Here is a 23,423-nt window from a genome sequence, read left to right as displayed (position 1 = left end):
GGATTAGGTTTTGGTTTATTATTTAGATATTAATTTAACAGTATTTAAGATTTTAAATTCGATATAAATATTTAATTTTTTATTATTCTCTGCTTTTATGTTTTTTTTAAGAATTCATATCAATGCATTCAATATCTGTAATCTTTTATTATTTAATTACTCCTGTATTGAATAATATTTATGTTTTTGTCATTATAACTATGTATTATGTTTTTTAAATAAATAATTTTTTCAATATCCATAAAAATAATTAACACAACCGATTGTGTATTATTATATTTTATATATATTTGTCTTGATTAGGTCTGTTTTTATTTCTCTTCGAAACAAAAAAGATCATCGAAAAAATCAATTGAGTAAAAACTAACTAACTATAACCATTAACTAATTTAAATCAATTATTTATGACTAACTTTTTAATTACTAAAAGCAAATCAAAATACTTTAAAAATTTAGGATTTTTAATTCTAATGCTGGTATTTTCTGCTGCGGTAAATGCACAACAAACCACTGTATCGGGAACAGTATCTGACAGTAACGGTCCAATACCCGGAGTAAATATTATTGTAAAGGGGACAAGAAACAGCACAGTTACTAATTTTGACGGTACATTTACAATTAGTTCTGTTCCTGCTAATGCAGTTTTGAGCTTGAGTTTTATTGGATATAAAACCAAAGACGTTGCTGTAGGCAATCAAAATAAAATTAATGTAGTTCTTGAAGAAAACTTAAACAGTCTGAAAGAAGTAGTTGTGATTGGATATGGTACCATGAAAAGAGGAGATTTGACAGGTGCCATTTCTTCAGTAAATGCCAAAGCAATTTCTCAATCAGTAGCAACTACCTTAGATCAGGTTCTGCAAGGTCGTGCTGCAGGTATAAATATTCAGGCAAATAACGGTGCGCCGGGTTCCAGTTCTTCTGCCCGAATTCGTGGTATTAGTTCGATAACCGGAGATAATGAACCAATTTATGTGATCGACGGTGTAGTAATTAGCGGATCAAGCAATTCCAATAATAATAACCCTCTAGCAGGAATTAATCCGGCAGACATTGCCTCTGTAGATATTTTAAAAGATGCTTCTGCAACCGCTATTTATGGCTCAAGAGCAGCTGGCGGTGTCATTATTATTACAACAAAAACAGGTAAAAAAGGAGAGCTTGCTTTGAATTTTGACAGTTATGTGGGCTGGCAGCAAATACCTAAACAATTAGAGGTTCTTAATTTAAGAGAGTACGGAACACTGAAAAACACCCGTGCTGATTTAGGTATTGTACAAAGAGACCCTTATTTTATTCGTCCTGATTTATTAGGAGAGGGAACAAACTGGCAGGATGAATTGTTTACAACAGCTATGATGAAGAGTTATAATTTGTCAGGTTCAGGAGGTTCTGATAATACAACTTATGCTTTTGGTATTGGGTATTTAGATCAGGAAGGGATCGCAATCGGTTCAGGATTTGATCGTTTTAATCTTAGAGGGGTTATCGATTCACAAGTAAAAAGCTTTTTGAAGGTTGGAGTAAATTTAGCCTTAAATAAAACAAATCAAATAAATACATTTTCAGACGGCTCTTTAATACTTACAGCTTTAAAGCAAACACCCAATGTAGCAGCTCGTAATGCAGATGGTACTTTTGATGGTCCTGATACAACAGAATTTGTTCAGAACAATCCGTTAGGTCTGGCCTTAATGAGAGATAATCACAATCAAAATTATGGAATAAGGGGAAATGCGTATGCTGAAATTAGCTTTACTAAAGATTTAAAATTAAAAAGTCAATATTCTGTAGATTATAATTTTGGAAACACTTATACTTTTAGTCCTTCATATTCTTTTGGGGCGCTTGTAAATGATGTGAGAGAAGGTACAAGAACAAAATCATTGAGCGATAACTGGATTTGGAATAATCTTTTAACATATAACAAATCTTTTGGAAAACACGCAGTAACTGTAACTTTAGGTCAGGAATTTGTAGAAAACCATTGGGAGAGTTTGTATGGTTACCGTTCTGGTTACATTACTAACGGAGCAACTGATTTGGATGCCGGTGACCCAACAACGGCAAAAAATTCAAATGGAAGTATGACAAAGTCTCTTAGTTCTTATTTTGGAAGAGTATTTTATTCTTTTAATGACAAATATTTATTAACAGCTACTTTGAGAAGAGACGGTTCTTCTCAGTTTGCAGAAGATAATCGTTGGGATTATTTTCCGTCTGCTGCTTTTGCCTGGAAGGTTTCTAATGAAAGTTTCTTAAAAGATAGTAAGATAATTAATAATATGAAATTAAGATTAGGTTGGGGGCTTGTTGGTAATCAAAATAGTTTATACCCTTATCCTTACACGTCACTTTATGGGACATCCGCTACTAATTGGGGCAGTGGGCAAATTGCAACCAACACAGCAAACCCGGATTTAGGGTGGGAAAAAACAAAATCAACCAATATAGGAATAGACTTGGGACTTTTTGATAATAGAATTGAACTGATTGCTGATGTTTATTACAAAAAAACAGACGGATTATTACTTCCTTTATCACTTCCGGCCTATGCAGGAACAACGGGACAAGGATCTACTACGGCACCTATTTTCAATATCGGTTCTCTTGAAAACAAGGGGCTTGAATTGACTTTAAACACGATTAACATAGAAAGAGATAACTTTAACTGGAAATCTAACTTCGTTTTCTCAATGAACAGAAGTAAGGTTCTTGCTCTTAATTCAGAAACGGGAGTTTATAACCAGACACTTCAGCAAGGTTCAGATGTGACTGTTGTGACACGTTCTGCAGTTGGACAACCAATAGGTCAGTTTTACGGATACAAAGTAATTGGACGATTTGAGAAAGCTACTGATTTTTATTATAAAGATCAAAATGGAGTAGTACAGCCAACAGCTTTGCCGGAAGGAATGGTAATTGGAGAAAATGGTGTTTGGATTGGAGATTATATCTTTGAGGATTTAAATAAGGATGGTGTTATTAATGAAAAAGATACAGATTATATAGGAAACCCGGCTCCGGATTTTACTTTTGGTATCGGGAATACTTTTACATACAAAGGATTTGATATCAATATATTGGTGACAGGTACTTACGGAAATGAAGTATTAAATTATCAAAGACGCTGGTTAGAAAATCCTCGTGAAAACACCAATTTATTAAAATCAGCTTTAGGGTATGCACAATTAGAATTAATTGATCCAAATGGACCAAACGATTATCGTAACGTTCAGATTGTTGGAGGAGATCCTTATATGCCCAGAATTGGTGCTTCATCTGCTTCATCTGCTTCAAATTATCGTTTGAGTAACCGATTTGTAGAAGACGGATCATATGTAAGAGTAAAAAATATTTCAATTGGTTATAATCTGCCTAAGAGTTTATATTCAAAATGGGGAATTTCAAATATCAAAGTATATACAAATGCACAAAACGTATTGACATTTACTAAATACAAAGGATACGATCCAGAAGTAGGTTCTATCAACCAAAATAACCTTTTGACAGGTGTTGATAATGGGCGTTATCCATCACCAATCATCACTACACTTGGATTAAATGTTAACTTCTAAATTATTACAAACGATGAAAACGAAAAATATATTTTACAGGGTTCTTCTAATTGCATTACCATTTGTTTACACCAGTTGTAGTGATCTTTTAGATGTTGAACCGGAAGACCGAATTACAAAAGAAAATTTTTATAAAACTGAATCTGATTTTCAGGCAGCTACAGGACCATTATATAACAAAGTATGGTTTGATTTTAATGATAAGTTTTATTATGGTTTAGGAGACGGACGTTCAGCTAACCTTTATGCTCCATTTTCTGATTATGTTTATCCATTTACAGATTTAACAGAAACAGGATTAACAGGGCCATTAGTATCGGCCTGGGCATCTTTATATAATGTCGTACAACAATCCAATAATGTTATAATTGGTATTTCAGGTAGTACAGTTGATGCAAATGTTAAAAACAAATATATTGCAGAAGCCAGATTTATGAGAGGAACAGCTTATTGGTACTTAGCTTCATTATGGGGTGATGTGATTATTTCAACTGATCCAAAAGAATTGGTTAAAAACCCGGTAGTCAATAAGAACCCATTAAAAGATGTTTATGAATTTGCTATGCGTGATTTAGAGTATGCTGCCAAATACCTTCCGGCACAGGCAGGGCAATCCGGACGCTTAACTAAGTATAGTGCTTTTGGTATGCTATCGCGCGTTTATTTATCTTATTCAGGAGTAAGTGACAATCCTAATAGTGGAACCAGAAATGAGGAATATTTGGATTTAGCTAAAAAAGCAGCCTTAAAAGTAATTAACGAAGGCCCTTATGTTTTAATGGATAATTATGCTGATTTATACAAAATAGAGAACAATAACAATACAGAATCTATGTTTGCTTTGCAATGGGTGCCAAACGGAGATTATGGTGTAACTAATACACAACAGGCCTATTTTGCATTTAGCTCAGATATTACAGGCGATGATGCAGCCTGGGGATATTGGACAAGGGCTTCATATGATGTTTTGAAGGAATACGAGCCGACTGATAACCGCCGAAAAGCTACCTGGATGGCAGATGATGATTTTTATGCAGAAATCAATAAATCAAATGGAGGTTTTACTGTAGATCACGGAAAGGATTTCTTAACTGTAAAAAAAGGAGTTGTTGGCTCTACAAAAGACAATTCAAAAATCACCCGTATGAATTCCGCTTTAAACACCTATATGCTGCGTTTAGGTGAAGTATATTTAAATTATGCTGAGGCAGCTTTAGGAAATAATGCAAGCACATCAGATGCAACTGCACTAATGGGAGTTAATAAACTTCGTTTGCGGGCTAATGTTGGAACTAAATCAAGTCTTACTTACAATGACATTATACATGAAAGAAGAGTTGAGTTGTGTATGGAAGGACAATACTGGTATGATTTGGTTCGCAGATCTTATTATAAACAACAGGAAGTTATTAATTACATTACGGGGCAAAACAGAGGGACTATTACACCAATTTTATATGATACACCTACAAACACTGTGTCTGTTGATGCATCAAAAAGTACCAGCCCGCGTGCGATTGGTGTAATTGACGCTACTATTTTTGTTCTGCCTTATCCTGAGTCTGAACTTATTCAAAATCCTTTATTGAGAGAGAATCCTGTTCCATATAAATTTACTGAGGATAGAATAACAGATTTATTCTAGTATTATGAAAAATAATAAATATAAAAGAGCAATCAATATGAAGAAATATATTTTAAATAAAAATTATTTGATTCCCTTATTTCTTGGGATAATGATTTTTAGTATGTTGTTTACTGCGTGTGACAATAGTGACTCCAGTGAAGGTGGCGGCGAGATAACCATTACAAAAGTATTTTTAGAAGATGTAAATTCATCAGTACCTGACAGAGAAGTTAATTTTGCAAGATTAGGACAATTATTACGTATTGAAGGTTCTGGTTTTAAAGGATTAAGAAAAGTTTACATCAACGGATATTCGACTTATTTTAACGTAGTTTTCGTTACAGATAAATCGATGCTGGTTAGTGTTTCTGCTGATACTCCTATTTTAGATGCTGATCCTTCAGTTAGAAATACAATTCGTTTTGAAAATGATAACAACGAAACAATTTATTCATTTGAGATTCGTGCCGGAAAACCAATAATTACAAATGTTTCAAACACAATGCCTAATGTTGGTGAAACCATTACTGTTAAAGGATCTGGTTTGACAGAAGTAAGCAAAGTCATTTTTCCAGGAAATGTTGAAGTTACTTCAGGTATTACTTCTGACGAAGATGGTGAGTTTTTTACCGTAGCTATGCCAAATGGTGTTTCGGATATTGGAGGTTCATTATATGTACAAACTTCAAATGGTGGTGTTTATTCTCCAGCTTATTTTAATTTTAAAAAAGGAATTATTTTAGATTTTGACGGAAACGGAACTCAGGGGTATTGGAGTACTTCAACCATTCCTGGTATGATTACACCAACAGATCTGGGATCAGCTTCTATTGGTCAAACAAATCTTTCTCATGGGAAATATGTACCACATCGTCCAGATCGTATTGCTTCCATTTCGGCTGCAACAACCAGAGCAACAGAAGTTTGGACCGCAGGAACAGGGGTAGACAATTGGAGAACACAATTAACACCTTATATTCCGGCAGACACTCCTCTAGATCAAGTGGCATTTCAGTTTGATATTTATGTTCCCGATGCATGGAAAGATTCAGGTTACTTAAAAATATGTACTATTAATAATTTTAACGGAGGTGCCTGGTCTGGAGGTGTTTATAATTATATTCCCTGGCTGATCGACGGAAAATCAGTTGCTTTTCAGACAACAGGCTGGGTAACGATTACGATTCCTTTTAATAAATTTTATCAATGGTCTAAAGCTGATTTCACTTTCGAAACTGTACTGGCATATCGTGAAGCGGCAACGTATCAAAATTTTGGGATATGGTTTGAAAATGCCGATGTAAAAATGAAAGATGTTTTGGGAACCGACAGCGCAGTTGAATTTGCTTCAAAACCAACTACGGTAAAAGTTTATACTGATAACTGGAGAATAGTGTCTTTAGATACACCAGTTTATGATGATTTTGCAAACTAAAAATAATAGTAAAATGAAATATAAATATATAATACCAATAATTGCTTCATCTTTAATGATATTGACATCATGTGATGATAATCTGATGGAATGGAAAAAAGTTGAAGGGCATGGTGAAATTGCATCATCAGAATTGCCTTTAGAATTAGCTGAAAAAATTACGAGATACGAACCTCTTAAAAATTATTCTACTTTTAATTTAGGAAACGGGATTGGGGTTAGTTTGTATTTAGAAGACGAAACTTACAGAAGTATTGTTAATGCAAATTTTGATGAAGTAGTTCCAGGTTACGAAATGAAACACGGAGCGATGGTAAAATCAAACGGAAGCATTGATTTTGCAACGATGGATAAATTTGTAACAGAAACTAAAAATGCAGGTTTATCCATTTATGGACATACATTGGTTTGGCATTCCAATAATAATGCGAGTTACTTAAACGGATTATTGGCTCCAACTATTATTCCAGGTTCGAGTGGTACAAATACATTAAATATTACCGGATTAAAAGATGGTACTTTTAGCAGTTGGTCAAGAAATAATCCTGGTGCAGGAATTTCAATTGTTGATGCCGCCGGATTAACGAGTACCTCAAAGGCCATAAAATTAATTTCAAGTGCGACTTCATCACAAGCTTATAATTTGCAATTAACGTCACCAGCTGTTCCAATTGTGAGCAATCATAATTATGAAGTTTCTTTTTTCATAAAATCAGATGTAACAGGTAAGGGGCGTGTCTCTTTCAACTCAAGTTTGACCAATATGTATCCCTGGAAAGATTGGTTTGCTACTGGTGGATCATGGACAGAAGCATTTTCAACAACATCAGCATGGAAGCAGGTAAAGATTAAACTAGCTCCCGGTGATTTCGCTTCAGGAGCTACCAGCTTCCAGTTCAATTTAGATTTAGGATATTTACCAAATGTTACCTATTTGATTGATATAAATACTCTTAATGTGGTTGATTTAGATGCTGCTCCGGCAGTTACAAATCTAATTTCTAATGGTAATTTTGAAGGAAATACTTTATCGCCGTGGTCTGGTTACGGAAATAGCTCAACACGTTCTGTTTCTGCTAATGGAGAGGGACATAATGGCGGTTATGCTATGGTATTAACAAATCCAACAGCAGCAAATAATTATAGTGCTCAACAAGTTTATACTTTTGCTTCTGCTTTAACTAAAGATAAAGAATATACATGTACTTTTTGGATTAAATCATCTGTAAACGCAACATTACAGGTTGAGTTGCAAAATGCTTCTTATGCAGGCGATTATTACTCAGGCATTGCAGTTGGAACTTCATGGACACAGGTTACCAGAACATTAAAACCTTCAACTGCTGATCGTACAAAATTCATTTTTGACTTTGGTGAGACTGCGGCTACTTTATACATTGATGATATTGTGATTGTAGCAGCAGACGCTTCCTCAGGTGCAACAGGACCAGTTACCATAGAAAAAACAGATGCAGAAAAAACACAACTGATCGATGCGGCCATGACTGACTGGATTTCAAAAATGATGACGCATTTTAAAAATGATGTTCATGCCTGGGATGTAGTAAACGAACCAGTAAAAGAAGATGGAAGTTTACGTGACGGTGTTGTTACTAATATGGCAAATGATGAATTTTACTGGGTAAAATATCTAGGAAAAGATTATGCGGTAAAAGCGTTTAAATTAGCACGTCAATATGGTAATTCTACAGATAAATTATTTATAAACGACTATAATTTAGAATCAAGACTTGATAAATGTGACGGATTAATTGAGTATGTTAAATACATTGAAAGCCAAGGAGCTACTGTTGATGGGATTGGAACCCAAATGCATATTTCTTTAACAACTGATAAAGCCAAAATTGATCAGATGTTTCAAAAATTAGCGGCTTCAGGAAAACTAATAAAAATCTCTGAGCTTGATATTCGTTTGGGAACAAAGAGTCCAACACCTGTACAATTAGCAGATCAGTCTGCAATGTACCAGTATGTTATTGATTCATACAAAAAATACATTCCAGCCGCTCAACAATATGGAATAACCATTTGGGGGGTATCTGATAACGAACAAGAACATGAATATTGGTTGCCTGATGAATCTCCAAACGTATGGGATGCCAGCTATAAACGTAAACATGCCTATAAAGGTGTAGCTGACGGTCTTGCAGGAAAAGATGTGAGTAAAGACTTTTCAGGCGAACTGCAACCTTAAATTTGTATTATTATAATGAATCCGTATTAAAATCTCAATTGATTTGAGGTTTTGATATGGATTCGTTATTTTTAAATATTTGATTTTTAAAGTGAAATTGAAAAATGATTTTTAATATTAAAAAAGACAGAATGTTTAATTTTAAAAAAAGCAGGTTTATTTTATTAGGTTTCCTGGTAATTCAATTTGGATTTACGCAGAATAAAATTCCATTTCTTCAAAAAAAAGGCAATAAAACGCAGCTAATTGTCAATAGTAAGCCATTTCTTATCCGCGGAGGAGAATTAGGAAATTCTTCTGCAACCAGCATGGAAAGTATGGAATCAATTTGGTCTAAACTGACTGATATGAACCTAAATACAGTATTAACCCCTGTTTATTGGGAGCTTATAGAACCCCAGGAAGGAAAATTTGATTTTTCATTAGTAGATGATTTAATTATAAGAGCCAGGAAAGAAAATTTAAAATTGGTATTTCTATGGTTTGGATCCTGGAAAAACAGTATGTCAAGTCATGTTCCGGAATGGGTCAAATTAAATCAGAAAAAATTTCCCAGGGTTAAAGATGAAAAAAACAAAAGCCATGAAATTCTGACGCCTTTCAGCGAAAATAATTTAGAAGCCGATTTAAAAGCTTTTCAGGAACTAATGAGACACATTAAAGATTTTGATCAAAAGGAGCAAACGGTAATTATGGTTCAGGTAGAAAATGAAATTGGAATGCTGCCTACAGCAAGGGATTATTGTGTATTGGCAAACGAAGCTTTCAATAAGCCTATACCTGATGAATTAATGCTACACATGCAAAAAAACAAAGAAAAATTAGTGCCGGAATTTTTTGAGGTCTGGAAAAAAAATGGTTTTAAAACCTCAGGAAACTGGAATCAGGTATTTGGAAAAGGATTGCAGACAGATGAAATTTTCATGGCGTGGTATTTTGCAAAATTCACCAATAAAATAGCCAAAGCCGGAAAAGAAACCTATGACATACCATTATTTGTTAATGCAGCCTTAAATGCCCCTGAAAAAAAACCGGGCGAATATCCTAGTGCAGGACCATTGCCACATTTAATGGATATTTGGAAAGCCGCAGGAACTTCAATTGATTTACTCTCACCGGATTTTTATAATCCTTTGTTTAAGCATTGGAATGATTTGTTTACCCGTCTGGGAGATCCGCTTTTTATTCCGGAGCATCGCTTTGACGAAAGCGCTCCATTTAAAGGACTATATGCTATTGGACATTATGAAGCCATTGGTTTTTCGCCTTTCTCGATAGAATCTATTGTTGATGCTAAAAAAGAACCTCTTGGCAAAATTTATAATCTGGTTAAACAATTAACACCTGTTATCGAAGCCAACAAAGGGCAAGGAAAAATTGACGGAGTTTTATTAGATAAAGAAAATCAATTACAGGTAATTAAACTGGGTAATTTCGAGTTTACATTTAAGCATGATTATACCTTAAATTGGTCTGATGGAGCAAAAGCAGATGTCTGGCCAATGTCCAGCGCCATCATTATAGAAATCGCTCCGAATGAGTTTTATATTGCCGGATCCGGAATTGTAGTGACTTTTAAACCTTTAAAAAGTATGGAACTTAACGCCGGAATTTTAAAAACTGATCAGGGAATATTTGAAAATGACGTTTGGAAAACAATCAGACATTTTAATGGAGATCAGACTCATCAGGGAAGACATCTTAGAATTTCGGTGGGTGATTATGAAATTCAAAAGCTAAAACTGTATACTTATGAATAATTTAAATCCATAATTTTAAGATGAAAAAGACAGTATTGCTGATTGCATTATTCGCTAGCCTGGCAATGAATTCTCAAATAAAATTGCCCAGATTAATAAGTGACGGCATGATTTTACAGCGTAATATCAAAGTGAAAATTTGGGGCTGGGCTGCTGCCAATGAAAAAATCGAATTAACCTTTAATCATAAAAGTTACAAAACAATTACTGCTGAAGACGGAAAATGGACAATTATGCTGCCTTCACAAAAAGCTGGCGGACCTTATACAATGGTTTTTAAAGCAAGTAATACCATTACTTTAAAAAACATCCTTTTTGGCGATGTCTGGATTTGCTCGGGACAATCTAATATGGAACTTCCAATGGAGCGTGTTAAGGACAAATACAGTAAAATAATTGCAAATGCACATAACCAAGATATCAGACAATTTTTAGTACCAGATCAATATGATTTCGAAAAGGAGAACACTGATTTTTCTTCAGGTCATTGGGTTTCAGTGACTCCGGCTAATATTCTGCAATTTTCAGCTGTGGGGTATTTTTTTGCTAATGAAATTTATGAAAAGTATAAAATTCCAATCGGATTGATTAATGCTGCTTTGGGAGGTTCTCCTGCTGAATCCTGGATAAATGAGGAAGGAATTAAAAAGTTTCCGGAATTCTATCACGAATATCAAAGATTTAAGGATAAAAATCTGATTGCTCAAATTGAATCAAATGATAAAAAAATCAATAATGAATGGTACCAGTTACTGAATAAAACGGATGAAGGTTTAAAGAACAAATGGTCAAATCCAGAATTGAATGATGCTGACTGGAATACGATGGATGTTCCGGGTTATTGGGCAGATAATAAATTGGGAAATGTAAACGGAGCCGTCTGGTTCCGAAAAGAATTTAAAATTTCAAAAGTTAAGGAGAACACGGTTAAACTTACTTTAGGACGAATTGTAGATGCCGATTCTGTTTTTGTAAACGGTCATTTCGTAGGAACTACTTCCTATCTGTATCCGCCCAGAAAATATACTTTTAAATCCAATATTTTAAAAGAAGGAAAAAACGAAATGGTCATTCGTGTAATAAACAACTCAGGCAAGGGAGGTTTTGTTATGGATAAGGAATATCAATTAGTAAGTGGAAATGATTCGATAGATTTAAGCGGTTTATGGAAATATAAATTAGGAACAAAAATGCGTCCTTTACCATCACAAACTTTTATCCGATGGAAACCCGTTGGACTTTATAATGCCATGATTGCCCCACTGAAAAACTTTGCAATCAAAGGTGTCCTTTGGTATCAGGGTGAATCAAGTACCAAAAATCCGGTAGAATATTCAGCTTTAATGAAAACATTAATTAGTAATTGGAGAACAGAATGGAAACAGGGTGATTTTCCTTTTTTATATGTGCAGCTTGCTAATTATATGGAGACTAAGGCAGAACCGGTTGAAAGCAATTGGGCAGAACTAAGACAGCAGCAAAAAAATACGTTATCTGTTCCTAATACTGCGATGGCAGTAATAATAGATGCAGGCGAATGGAATGACATTCATCCTTTAAATAAATATGATGTAGGGCACAGGCTGGCTTTACAGGCAAGAAAAATGGTTTATGGAGAAAAAAAATTGGTTTCATCTGGCCCGCTTTTTCAATCCATGAAGAGAGAGCAAAATAAGTTAATTCTAAGTTTTTCAGATATCGGAAGCGGATTAATACCAAAAAATAACGCTGTTTTAAAAGGTTTCGCTATCGCTGGTACCGATGGAAAATATGTTTGGGCAAATGCTAAAATTTTAAACGATAAAATTATTGTTTGGAGTGGTTCAATTCCAAATCCAATGAAAGTGAGATACGCATGGGCTGACAATCCTTCGGAGGCTAATTTATACAATAAGGAAAATTTACCTGCTTCGCCTTTTGAAGGTAAAATTTAAATTCGAATAAGAGTACATCAAAACTATTAATATTTTAAAAATTTAGCTTTTTATTCTGTGAAAAATCTGAATTATATAAAGACTTTACATTAAGGGCAAAAAAGATTTTTTAGTTTGTCCACCACTCTGAAATTAGTTGATCCAACAGGTATAAAATTTGAAATTAATCAAAGCATAATATTAGCATCTCCAAAAGGTATTTTAGAACCCTCTCAAAATTATCATAAAACACAGAAGAATAATTATAAAGAACCATAAGATAAAATTGATTAAAATCTTATAGGAAATGATCCATTTTATACTTCCTTTTTAAAAAAAAGTTGAGAACCTCCGGGGATGATCTCAACTTTTTTATGAACAAGTTATTTTAACGCTTTATTATAATTTGAAATTAAGTCAGATTAAAATTAATACCTTTTATTTATACTTAATGTTGATACTTATAATATCCGAAGTCATATTAGTGGTTCTGGTATAATGACCGTAACGAATCTCTAATGTATTCCAGTGTTTAAGACCAAAGATGCCATTAGGAGGTGTGAATTTCATTCCCATACCAAAGAAACTGCTGTCAAACTTTGATAAATCATAGTTGCTGGTATAATATGCATCAGCAGCTGTATGTTCACCATAAGGTTTAAAATATTTGGTTCCTGTTTGCGTATAATATCTGTAAAATGGACTAATCGAAAAAGCTTGTGATAACTTCACAGGAATTTCGAGATCAGCCGTATGCGCTTTTAAGCTCCAATCATCTGTGTAATATCTATAATAAGCCCTAATAATCATATTATCTCCCAAAAAATAGCTGGCTCTGAAACCTAAAGGAATTTTTAATCTCGTATCCGGCATTTTTTCCTGATTTACAGATCCGTTTGCAAAATAAACCCTGTGAAAAGGAAGACTCAAATAGCCGTTTTGACTAATAACATCTCCTATAATCATTATTTGAAGGTTTTTATTTACAATCTGAGAATAGCTTAAAGTTCCTGCAAAAGTATTTCTATTGGCACTACTTCCATATTCTTCACTCGTAGAGGCCCCAACAGGCTGAATTAATTTTAGTTGATCGATAAAAGTTTGAAATTTTGCAGTAAATTCACCGTTTTTATCTTTTGTTTTTTGCGAAAAACTGATGTTTCCACCAAAAGACTGATAATCATATTCGGTTGATGATGAAACACCAATACCAATGGTTCTTCCGGCTGCTTCATTTTCCCTTAAATATGTTAAAGAAGGGTAGAAACGATTATCAGAAGAAGAAGCAGATGAATTTGCACTTAAATCTATCATATCTGAGGAAGCAGATGTGTAATGGTCAATACCCGCTTCGATATCAAAAGTATGCTTAATTCCGGTTTCTCCGTATTTAACTAATTTAACATCAATAGTATTTGCAATATCTGTAAGATGTTCAGAGCCGGTTCCGCCTGTAACTGCGGAATTGTTTCCATCTTGTTTGTAATAACTCGAAACTAAATTTACTTCTTCAAGTTTTAATTTTTTACTCTTATAAGCAGTAGAGTCTGTAGGAATATTTTGTGCTCTCAATTGGAATAATCCTAATAAAGCAAGTCCTGTAATGAATATTCTTTTCATTTTTTTATAGTATGAAAATTAGTTACAGCCGCAGCCACCGCCACTTTTGCCAGAATTTGCACCGGAAGCTCCTTCACGGTAGGATTGAAAACTGAGTTCTGTCTTTTCGATTTTCCTGTTAGACAATACCATCTCAGAATCGTTTATTTTTTCTTTTTGGTATTCTTTTACCGAAGTGCAAGAAGAGAGTAGGATGCCTGTGAAAGCAATACTACATAGCAATACGAAATTTTGTTGCTTTGGCTTTTTCATTTTAGGCGAATGTTTTTTGAAGTGTAAATTTTGTTGTTATCGTCGATTATAATACAATATAAATCAGGTATCTGGTCAATTAAATATAAGCCAGCCTTTATTCCCATCACTGCAATAGGTGTTGCCATAGCATCTGCAAATTCGGCATTTGAAGCAATAATGGTAACACTTTTTATTCCGGTAATAGGTAAACCGGTATTGGGGTCAATAGTATGTGAATATTTTTTATTGTTAATAGTTACAAATTTTTCATAATTCCCTGATGTAGCTACCGCTTTATTGGATATTTCCATATAAGAAAATGGGGTATTTGGGGAGTCTGGGTCGGCTACACCAATAGTCCATCTTTTACCATCTGGTTGTAATCCCCAGGCTGATAAGTCTCCGCTGGCATTGATAATTCCACTAAGTACATTTTGTTTTATTAAGATCTGTTTCGCCATCTCTGCTGCATAACCTTTTCCGATTCCTCCAAAACCTATCCGCATACCTTTTTCTTTTAGAAAGACAGAATAATTCTCTTTATCCAGAACAATATTTCTGTAATCAATAAGATGTACCATTTTTAAAGCCGTTTCAGCGTCAGGCAATTTTGTCATTGCTTTATCGAAGTTCCACAGACTCTTATCGATACTGCCATACGATATATCAAACGCTCCTTGTGTAATCTTTGAAATTCCGAGACATCTTTCAATTAGACTGAAAACTTCAGCATCTACAACTGTGGGTTGTATACCAGCATTTCTATTAATTAAATTAGTTTGACTATCATCATTATAAGTAGTCAGAAGTTTTTCAATTCTTCTGATTTCTTCAACAGCCAGGTTAATATTCTCATTTCCTGTTTTCTCATTTTCAGCTACAACTGTAATAGTAAAGCTGTTTCCCATGAGTTTTAAGGATTTTGAATATTTTTGCATCTTTTTATATTTTATTTTTTACTGTCGCAGATTGCTTTTATTTCGGCAGTCCATTCATCAGGGGTAATTTCCGGTTTTCCACGCCAGATTTTAAGAACTTTACCATCTGAATCCAAAAGTAGCGTCAGTGGAAAACTTCCTTCTTTATTATAAATTTCAGCTAACTCTTCGTTTCTTTTTACCTGCTCCGGTGTTCCGATATTTTTCTTTTTTCTTGGAAAATCAGCGTTGACCAATATCAAATTATCATTTGCCATTTGAGTAAAGTTCGGATTTCCCAGATAATCTCTGTGTAAAACAATACATGGTCCGCACCAGTCTGAACCAGAAAAATTTAAAAGAATTAATTCGTTCTTCTCTTTTGCTGTTTTTTTAGCATTATTAAAGTCCGGTTCCCAATTTATAGGAAGAAATGTAATCAAAAGTAATAATGCTGTTAGTTTCATTTTATAGTATATTTTAATATTTACAAAATAACGAATTGTAAATATATTTTATTTTTTTTAATCGCTTAATATTTGATTAATATTTAACTCTTCCTTTTCTGTTTTTCTGAAAGTTAGGTGCACGTATTATCAATACTGATTTTCAACTTGAATCTTTGCGTTTTATATCAATATGCAGGTATTGCTTTTTATAGAGTTATTAATGCATAATATGTCTAAGAAAATCGGTTCCAAAAGCAATATAAATTCGATAACGATTAATAGTATAATACACTTTGGCATTAAAATAAATCAAAAAAAAGAAGTGTGAAAAAAGATAAAGGTATAAATAGAATTTATATTTTAAAAAGAACTATAAAAGAATAAAGTTATATAGATTGATCAGAATAACCGGAAAAGCACCGATAAAAAAAGTAATTATTATTTAAAATTCACATTGACCAATTAGTGGTACATTCAGTTCTTTTGTTTGAGAATTATCAGAAACCAATTAAGTGACATAAAATATTCGGAATACTAATACCACAATAATAAAGCTATCAAGCATAGTATTATATTTTATTATTAGTTATCAACAATTATTTAACTAAATGGTTGAAAATTATTATTTTAAAAATTATTATTTCGTGAATGAAAAATTTTAAGTTTGTAGTTAAATTTAACAAGTTTTTTTGTGTAAAAAAAACACACATCTGTAAACAGCTATGAGTATTAAGTTAATTACGATTTTAATTTTTATATGCTCTTTTAAAATGTCTAGAATATAATAAAATAAGTGTTCTGCCTGAAAATATTTGACAAGTATAATTTAATAAACGTTATTAAATCATAAAAGATCCATCAGTAAATTAAAAGAATCAAACAAAAATAATTCTCATAGAACTAACCATCTTTCAAATTATGTTCTTATTATCTCCAAATGATTTCATTAAATATCCCACTCAATAATATCTATACTGAAATACTATTATGATTAAGCAAAAAAAAATAAGCAAAATAAAAAAAACAATCGCTATTTATTTAGCCATGATGATTCTGTTAGAAACTTTACAGCCTCTTCAGATGTATGCTTTAACAAGTGGTCCGACACAACCAGAGTTTAATGCATTTACTCCTATCGGTACATCTGATATGGTAGATTTAACTAATGGAGATTTTAATTACAACATCCCGATCATGGATGTAGGTGGATACCCTATAAATCTTTCCTACAATTCTGGAATTACGATGGATCAGGAAGCCTCATGGGTAGGATTAGGCTGGAATTTAAATATAGGTCAGATTGAGCGTCAGGTTCGGGGATTACCAGATGATTTTAATGGTGATGAAATACTTTATGAAAATAACCTGAAAAAGAATATAACCGTAGGTACTAATTTAGGTGTAAATCTGGCATTTGCAGGAACTGACAGCAAATTGTTTACAGCCGGTGCCGGTATTGGAGTAGAATACAACAATTATGAAGGTGTTTCTTTCCGGCCTTCGTTTGGAGTCGGTTTTAATTTAAGCGACGAAGTAGGCGTTGGACTAAATTTTACAAGTTCAGTTACTGAGGGTGCAAGTGTGACCCCTTCACTAAGTATTTCCCAAAAAATGACAACACAATCAAGTGGTGTAGTTAATTACATCGATGGTACAGGTACAATAGGATTGGGATTCAATAGTCGAAAAGGACTTGAGAATCTTAATTTATCTGCATCAGTAAAAAACAAAGCGTATGTTGCAAATTGTGAATCTAATCATGATACTCGTATAGAAAATAAAGAGAGTATTGGAGGAAGTATTTCTTTTAATAATCAAAGTTTTACACCAAGTAAACGAATAGGGTTTAATAATTACAGTTTTAGTTTTAATGGTGCCGTGGGTATTGAAGCCTGGTTCTTAGAGCCGCAGTTCCAAATGACCGGATACGGATCTTATCAGGAAATTGCACCGGAGTATAAATATCGTCCAGAAAAAGCCTTTGGGTATGAATATACTGAATATAAAAAGAAGCAATCTGGAATATTGGACTTTAACAGAGAATATGAAAGAAATGTTTCTGAAAACACCACGGCACTTCCTGTCACAAATTACACCTACGATACCTATAATATTGAAGGACAGGGTGTTTCAGGAATGTTTAGACCATATCGTTCAAAAGTAAGTTATGTTTACAACGACGCCGTTGTAGACAGAGGAACAGGAATTAGTACAGGAGCAGAATTTGGGATTGGGGAATTACTGCATTGGGGTTTTGACTTTAAAAAAACAACTACAGTTAGTTCAACTGATGGCTGGTTTCAGAATAATAATACGATAAAACATTTAGAAGAAAAAAATACAGATAAAAAAGCTCCCGGTTATGAACCTGTAAGTTTTAGGCTGGTTGGAAGCATGTCAGCAGATCCGGAAATTAATATTTACAACGGAATCCAAAATACAAATCCGTTGCGATTTGGACTTGACGGACCATCCAAAAGCAGAACCCTAACACCTAGATATTATAATGAAACCAGCGAGACAAGTCAAATTCCAATTAAAAGAACTAAACGCGTACTAAGAAATCAACTAGTTCAAAAAATCACTGACGAAGAAGCAATCAGAGACTCTAATTTCATTATAAGAAACCCCAATGCCAAACTACATCATACAGCCGGTATAAAAGTAGTACAAAATAATGGCACCACCTATGTGTACGGAAATACCGTTTATAACACCAAAAAAGTAGAAGCAACTTTTGATGTGTCGGGTAAAACCGGAAACAATACCAGTGGATTAGTTCCTTATGATGCAGATCTAACTAAAAATTACAGTCCAGACAATAAAAGCGATCAGTATTTAAATAAAATTACTACACCCTCTTATGCACACTCTTATTTATTAACTTCAGTTTTGTCCACCGACTATCAGGACATTGATGACAATGGTCCCTCCATTAATGATTTGGGAAGTTATACTAAATTTGAGTATGAAAGCAAAAATTCTAATTATAAATGGAGAATTCCGTATGAAGAAAATATGGCCACTTATAACAGAGGGCTTATTTCTAAAAAAGAAGATGAAAAAGGAACCTATTTGTATGGCGAAAAAGAATTAAAATATTTAACCCGAATTGTCACTAAAACACATGTGGCCTTCTTTGATCTGGAGGAAAGGAAAGATGCCAGAGGTGCTCTGGGAGAAACTGGTGGTATAGGTTCAGGTTCCGGAAAAATGTATAAAATTAAATCCATAAGACTATATTCGCTGCCTGAAGTATCCAATTCAGCAGGTGGTATTACGGATCCGGGTGAAGATGGCGCAATAAAACCTATAAAAACAGCCCATTTTGTTTACAATTATAACTTATGCAAAGGAATGCCAAACAATGACGGAACCGCTGTGGAACTAACAGGTGATAATGCAAAAGGAAAGTTGACATTAGAACGTGTTTATTTTACATACAGAGGTTCGAAAATGGGAAAATATACACCTTATGTTTTTGATTACGGAACTAATAATCCGGATTATGATTTAAAAGGGTTTGACATCTGGGGTAATTACAAAGTGAATCCTGAACATAGCGGAAACAGTGAAATAACTTCATCCGATTTATCAACTGCAGAATTTCCTTTTGTAGAACAAGATTTGGTAAAGGCGAATTTATATACCGGTGCGTGGACATTAAAGACCGTTACTTTGCCTTCTGGCGGAAAAATTTCCATCGAAACCGAAAGTGATGATTATCAATATGTTCAAAACAAAAAGGCTATGCAGATGTTTAAGGTTTTAGGATGTGGAAACGTTCCTGTTCCCCCAACTACTATAACCAGCACATTATACGGTAATGGCTCACAAAACAAATATCTGTATGTCAAATTAAATAATGAAACTTCAGTTACAAACAAAGACGAATTTATTGCAAAATATTTAGAAGAAAATTTAGACAAACCCATACAGTTTCGCTTTTTATTGAATATGACAAGCAAAAGCTGGCAGAAGGAATATGTTTCGGGTTATTTTAAAATTAAAGATGAAGAAGCTAATCCAATAACGATAACTGAACGATCAGAAGGCACAGTAGTTTCAATTCCTTTAGAATTTTTAAAGCTTGATGGCGGGACTAACTCAAACGATAATGTTAATCCAATAGCAAAAGCAGGCTGGGGATTTGGCAGAACGTATCTAAATCGAGTTGTTTACAGTTTAGGAGGGGACAGCGTAAATGATGATTTTACTTCAATTGTTAAAGATTTAGTAGGAAGTATTAAGGCTATTTCTGAGATCTTTAATGGTCCTAATAAAGCTTTAAATGATAAAGGCTGCGCCAGTAATTTTGACCCAAATAAATCCTGGATACGACTAGAAAATCCTACAGGAAGCAAATTAGGTGGCGGTTTAAGAGTAACCTCAATAAAATTAAGTGACAACTGGGGTAAAATGCTTGGCAATACAGGTGATGAAAATTCAGATCCAGATACGATGCAATATGGACAGACCTATACCTACAAAAATGAATTTGGAAAATCCAGTGGTGTTGCTACTTTCGAGCCTAATTCCTGCTCCGAAAATCCTTTGGTAGAACCTTTTTATAATAATCAGGGAAATTATGCCGAAAATATTGCTGCCCCAAAAGAAAACAATTACATTGAAAAACCATTTGGAAAAGACTTTTTTCCTGCGCCAAGAATTACTTATTCGCGCGTCACAGTAAAAAACCTCGAACGTAAAGATGAGGCAACACAGTTTAAGGTAAAAAAACACGCCACAGGTATTGTTGTTACAGAACATTATACAAGTTATGATTTTCCAACAAAAGTTAACTATACAAAACTAGATACCAGACCAGATATAGTACCGAATGATATTTTAGGGGCTGCAATTAAAACAGCAAATGTAAGAGTAAGAAACCATCTTACCATGTCACAAGGTTATTCAATTGAAACCAATGACATGAATGGCAAAATGAAATCACAATATGTATATGCTGAGAGCCAGGCTGATTTACTTTTACAGCAAAATCCTGCGAGTCCTGCTGTCCCAACTTCGTATGTAAAATATAAATACAATGTTGATGCAGATCAAAATTTAGTTAACAATTTAACAACAATCAATTCGGCAGGAGAGGTTGAAACGAAATTAATAGGTGTTGATTATGATTTAGTGAATGATTTTAATGAAAGCCATTCTGAAACCAACCTTGTAGGATTTGATGCGAATGTCGCCACTGTTTTGTTTGGTATTTTCCCTGTATTTGTACCTAAAGTTATTCCGAAATTGTCTTATCATGAAAATTTACTGCGCACTGCGGTAACGACAAAACATGTTCACAAATCGGGTATTCTCCTTGAAAAAACAGCTTATGATTTAGGTTCTACAATAAATACTAAAAATATAGCCTGGGATGCTGATAGCGGCGAAGTTATTTTGACCCAGACTCAAAACGAATACAACGATAATTATTATTCCTTTACCTATCCCGCCTACTGGATGTATGACGGAATGGGAATGGCCAGTAAAAATATTGGTATTGAAGGTACTTTAATTGCAAAAACTTCAGCTACACCTGTTGGTACTGATCCTGTAAATAAAGATGCTGGATATACATTAGAAAATTATACTGGACCATTAACTGGTATATTTCATGTTGGGGATGAACTTTACATAAAAGACGGTCTAACACAAACCTCTGAAGTATTTCCGCAAAACCAACCAACAGCGTACAAATTATGGGTTGTATCAGTCAATAATGGTGCTATATTATTGATGGATCGAAATGGAAATTATACTAACCCATGCGCAGACACCAATAGTATTAAATTTAAAATTATACGTTCCGGTTATCGCAATTTGCAATCAGCACCGATGGCGACCATAACAACGATGACAAACCCAATTGCCAATGGTGATTTAAATGCAAATAGTTTTATTTATTCCAGTTCCGCGTCAATTAATCCTAAAATTCTAAATGCAAATGCTATTGTGTATAAAGATTTTTGGAACACCCAAAAAGAATCTGGCTTACCACTTTATCCTGAAAGAGATCCAAATAAATATGTAACTTATACTGGTTCCGGAGGTGTGCCTGTAACAGTATATACGGGCGCTCCATATACTTCCGAAGACGGCACTCCTGTTTATTCATTTGATTTAAAATTAAATCCTTATTTATGGAATATTAAAGGAAATTGGAAAGCCGAGAAATCATACGCGTATTTGACAGGAAGAAATGCTACATCAGCAACTAATACTAATGATCCAAGAAATGAAGGTTTTTTTAATAATTTCATTCCATTTTATCAAATTTCTAATGGTATATGGATTGCAAAAACTGATAATTGGACCTATGCCAGCAGCGTTACAAAAGTAAGTCCGTATGGTCCCGAACTGGAAAACAAGGATGCCCTGGATCGTTATAGTGCAGCACAATATGGGTATGGGTATAAATTACCAATTGCGGTAGCATCCAATTCGAAATACCAACAAATGGGATTTGAAGGATTCGAAGAAATAAAGTCATGGAAGCCGAATACACATTTTGGATTTAATACTATGCCGCCCGATTTGGTTTCAACAGAATCTCATACAGGAAAAGGCAGTTTAAAAGTACAAAATGGTCAGACTAAATCATTAATCAGAAAATTATCCCCGGTATATCAAACTTACCCAAATGTCAAGTGTCCGGTTGATCCAAGCAAATTTTGCCCTACCAGTGTAACAGTTGTTAATGGAACGGAACTATCCCCTAGTTTGAATATGAATAATATGGTGGTGACCGTGCTTACCTATTCTTTCAATATTAATGATAATATCTCACTTTATGAAAACGTAAACTTCCCAACTGATAAAGTTTCGATTAAAAATGTTAATAATATAATTTATGTCGGTATTGACAAAACAGAATATAATAAATATAAAATCGGAGGTATAAAAGCTAGACAATATTTCTATGTTAGTTTTTATCATTCCATCAATGGAACCCATTTAACTAAAGTTCGAGTTGGAAGCAAAGGAAATGATTCTGCATCATTAACGTATGATTGCAATTTAAGTTCAATCAGTCCAACTTGGTAATTTTAAATAGTAAAAAATGAAAAAAACAATATACACCTTCACCCTATTCCTGGTCATTATGTCAGCTTCTTTCGCTCAAAGTAATGATGAGGGCTCTTTCATGCCTCTCACTTCTACTACCTCAGCAACAAAGTATATTGTAAGCGGATGGGTAAAAGAAACGCAAACAATATTGCCTGTAACTTATACCAATTCTTCAATAGCTGTCTCAGTAAATAATCCCACCGTCATCAAGACCATAACCTGCGCTCCTTCCGGGACAATTATTGATGGGTGGCAGCGAATTATTGGTATTCTGGAAATCCCGCCTATACCAATATTAGACGCAAATGCAAATATCAAAATTGATTTAAATTGTAGCGGAACTTCGCCAAACTGTTATTTTGATGACATACGGTTTTATCCCTACGATGGAAGTCTTAAAAGTTTTGTTTATGATGAAGACACCCAAAGACTGATAGCAGAATTAGATGAAAACAACTATGCCACCTTTTATGAATATGACTTAGAGGGAGGACTCATCCGGGTAAAAAAAGAAACCGAAAAAGGAATTTATACCATACAGGAAACCAGAAGCAGTACGGCTAAAATTACGCCATAAAAAATCTGTTTCAGCACAAAA

At 34.0% G+C, this 23,423-nt stretch carries 12 protein-coding genes; 8 read left to right on the top strand and 4 right to left on the bottom strand.

Annotated elements, in window-relative coordinates:
• The first annotated feature begins 404 nt into the window (after window positions 1-404).
• The 6 genes from DMB65_RS02905 (at window position 405) to DMB65_RS02880 (ending at window position 12,549) form a co-directional block, all read left to right on the top strand.
• Window positions 405-3,578, top strand: coding sequence for a SusC/RagA family TonB-linked outer membrane protein (locus tag DMB65_RS02905; protein ID WP_110305170.1), 3,174 nt, complete (start codon window positions 405-407; stop codon window positions 3,576-3,578).
• Window positions 3,579-3,591: 13 nt separating this feature from the next.
• Window positions 3,592-5,223 carry a RagB/SusD family nutrient uptake outer membrane protein gene (locus tag DMB65_RS02900; protein ID WP_110305408.1) on the top strand — a complete coding sequence of 544 codons (1,632 nt, stop codon included), beginning with the start codon at window positions 3,592-3,594 and terminating at the stop codon, window positions 5,221-5,223.
• 37 nt (window positions 5,224-5,260) lie between these two features.
• On the top strand, window positions 5,261-6,640 hold the full coding sequence (locus DMB65_RS02895) for a glycan-binding surface protein (RefSeq protein WP_110305407.1): 1,380 nt from the start codon (window positions 5,261-5,263) through the stop codon (window positions 6,638-6,640).
• 13 nt (window positions 6,641-6,653) lie between these two features.
• Window positions 6,654-8,855 carry an endo-1,4-beta-xylanase gene (locus DMB65_RS02890; RefSeq protein ID WP_110305406.1) on the top strand — a complete coding sequence of 734 codons (2,202 nt, stop codon included), beginning with the start codon at window positions 6,654-6,656 and terminating at the stop codon, window positions 8,853-8,855.
• Between the two features lie 131 nt (window positions 8,856-8,986).
• Window positions 8,987-10,615 carry a GH35 family beta-galactosidase gene (locus DMB65_RS02885; RefSeq protein ID WP_110305405.1) on the top strand — a complete coding sequence of 543 codons (1,629 nt, stop codon included), beginning with the start codon at window positions 8,987-8,989 and terminating at the stop codon, window positions 10,613-10,615.
• Window positions 10,616-10,635: 20 nt separating this feature from the next.
• The gene (locus DMB65_RS02880) at window positions 10,636-12,549 is read left to right on the top strand and encodes a sialate O-acetylesterase (protein ID WP_110305169.1); all 1,914 of its coding nucleotides are present in this window, start codon (window positions 10,636-10,638) and stop codon (window positions 12,547-12,549) included.
• Window positions 12,550-12,966: 417 nt separating this feature from the next.
• Here DMB65_RS02880 and DMB65_RS02875 read toward each other — a convergent pair whose 3' ends face one another.
• From DMB65_RS02875 to DMB65_RS02860, 4 genes are read right to left on the bottom strand one after another with little or no spacing between them, the layout of a single operon-like run.
• Complete coding sequence (locus DMB65_RS02875; protein ID WP_110305168.1) at window positions 12,967-14,148, bottom strand: DUF3570 domain-containing protein; 1,182 nt, start codon at window positions 14,146-14,148, stop codon at window positions 12,967-12,969.
• Between the two features lie 18 nt (window positions 14,149-14,166).
• A complete protein-coding gene (locus tag DMB65_RS02870) occupies window positions 14,167-14,400 on the bottom strand; it encodes a DUF4266 domain-containing protein (protein ID WP_110305167.1) in 234 nt (77 codons plus the stop codon).
• Window positions 14,397-15,320: an FAD:protein FMN transferase gene (locus DMB65_RS02865; protein ID WP_110305166.1), complete on the bottom strand. Its 924-nt coding sequence runs from the start codon at window positions 15,318-15,320 to the stop codon at window positions 14,397-14,399. Before DMB65_RS02865 ends, DMB65_RS02870 begins: the two co-directional genes overlap by 4 nt.
• An 11-nt stretch (window positions 15,321-15,331) precedes the next feature.
• Window positions 15,332-15,766 (bottom strand): thioredoxin family protein, encoded by a 435-nt coding sequence (locus tag DMB65_RS02860; RefSeq protein WP_110305165.1) that lies wholly within the window; start codon window positions 15,764-15,766, stop codon window positions 15,332-15,334.
• Between the two features lie 969 nt (window positions 15,767-16,735).
• Here DMB65_RS02860 and DMB65_RS02855 point away from each other — a divergent pair.
• Window positions 16,736-22,801: a hypothetical protein gene (locus tag DMB65_RS02855; protein WP_110305164.1), complete on the top strand. Its 6,066-nt coding sequence runs from the start codon at window positions 16,736-16,738 to the stop codon at window positions 22,799-22,801.
• A 16-nt stretch (window positions 22,802-22,817) separates the two neighbouring features.
• On the top strand, window positions 22,818-23,402 hold the full coding sequence (locus DMB65_RS02850) for a hypothetical protein (protein ID WP_110305163.1): 585 nt from the start codon (window positions 22,818-22,820) through the stop codon (window positions 23,400-23,402).
• Window positions 23,403-23,423: the final 21 nt, after the last annotated feature.

The organism is Flavobacterium cheongpyeongense (assembly GCF_003202435.1).
Classification (GTDB): Bacteria; Bacteroidota; Bacteroidia; order Flavobacteriales; family Flavobacteriaceae; genus Flavobacterium; species Flavobacterium cheongpyeongense.
The sequence above is the reverse complement of the archived record's forward strand: the minus strand, read 5'-3'. Positions and strand labels throughout refer to the sequence as shown.

What these genes read in the sequence shown, in the direction of transcription:
- DMB65_RS02865 (WP_110305166.1), bottom strand. Translation starts at nt 15,320, where the DNA reads ATGCAAAAATATTCAAAATCCTTAAAACTCATGGGAAACAGCTTTACT.
- DMB65_RS02905 (WP_110305170.1), top strand. Translation starts at nt 405, where the DNA reads ATGACTAACTTTTTAATTACTAAAAGCAAATCAAAATACTTTAAAAAT.
- DMB65_RS02880 (WP_110305169.1), top strand. Translation starts at nt 10,636, where the DNA reads ATGAAAAAGACAGTATTGCTGATTGCATTATTCGCTAGCCTGGCAATG.
- DMB65_RS02850 (WP_110305163.1), top strand. Translation starts at nt 22,818, where the DNA reads ATGAAAAAAACAATATACACCTTCACCCTATTCCTGGTCATTATGTCA.
- DMB65_RS02900 (WP_110305408.1), top strand. Translation starts at nt 3,592, where the DNA reads ATGAAAACGAAAAATATATTTTACAGGGTTCTTCTAATTGCATTACCA.
- DMB65_RS02885 (WP_110305405.1), top strand. Translation starts at nt 8,987, where the DNA reads ATGTTTAATTTTAAAAAAAGCAGGTTTATTTTATTAGGTTTCCTGGTA.
- DMB65_RS02875 (WP_110305168.1), bottom strand. Translation starts at nt 14,148, where the DNA reads ATGAAAAGAATATTCATTACAGGACTTGCTTTATTAGGATTATTCCAA.
- DMB65_RS02870 (WP_110305167.1), bottom strand. Translation starts at nt 14,400, where the DNA reads ATGAAAAAGCCAAAGCAACAAAATTTCGTATTGCTATGTAGTATTGCT.
- DMB65_RS02860 (WP_110305165.1), bottom strand. Translation starts at nt 15,766, where the DNA reads ATGAAACTAACAGCATTATTACTTTTGATTACATTTCTTCCTATAAAT.
- DMB65_RS02855 (WP_110305164.1), top strand. Translation starts at nt 16,736, where the DNA reads ATGATTAAGCAAAAAAAAATAAGCAAAATAAAAAAAACAATCGCTATT.
- DMB65_RS02895 (WP_110305407.1), top strand. Translation starts at nt 5,261, where the DNA reads ATGAAGAAATATATTTTAAATAAAAATTATTTGATTCCCTTATTTCTT.
- DMB65_RS02890 (WP_110305406.1), top strand. Translation starts at nt 6,654, where the DNA reads ATGAAATATAAATATATAATACCAATAATTGCTTCATCTTTAATGATA.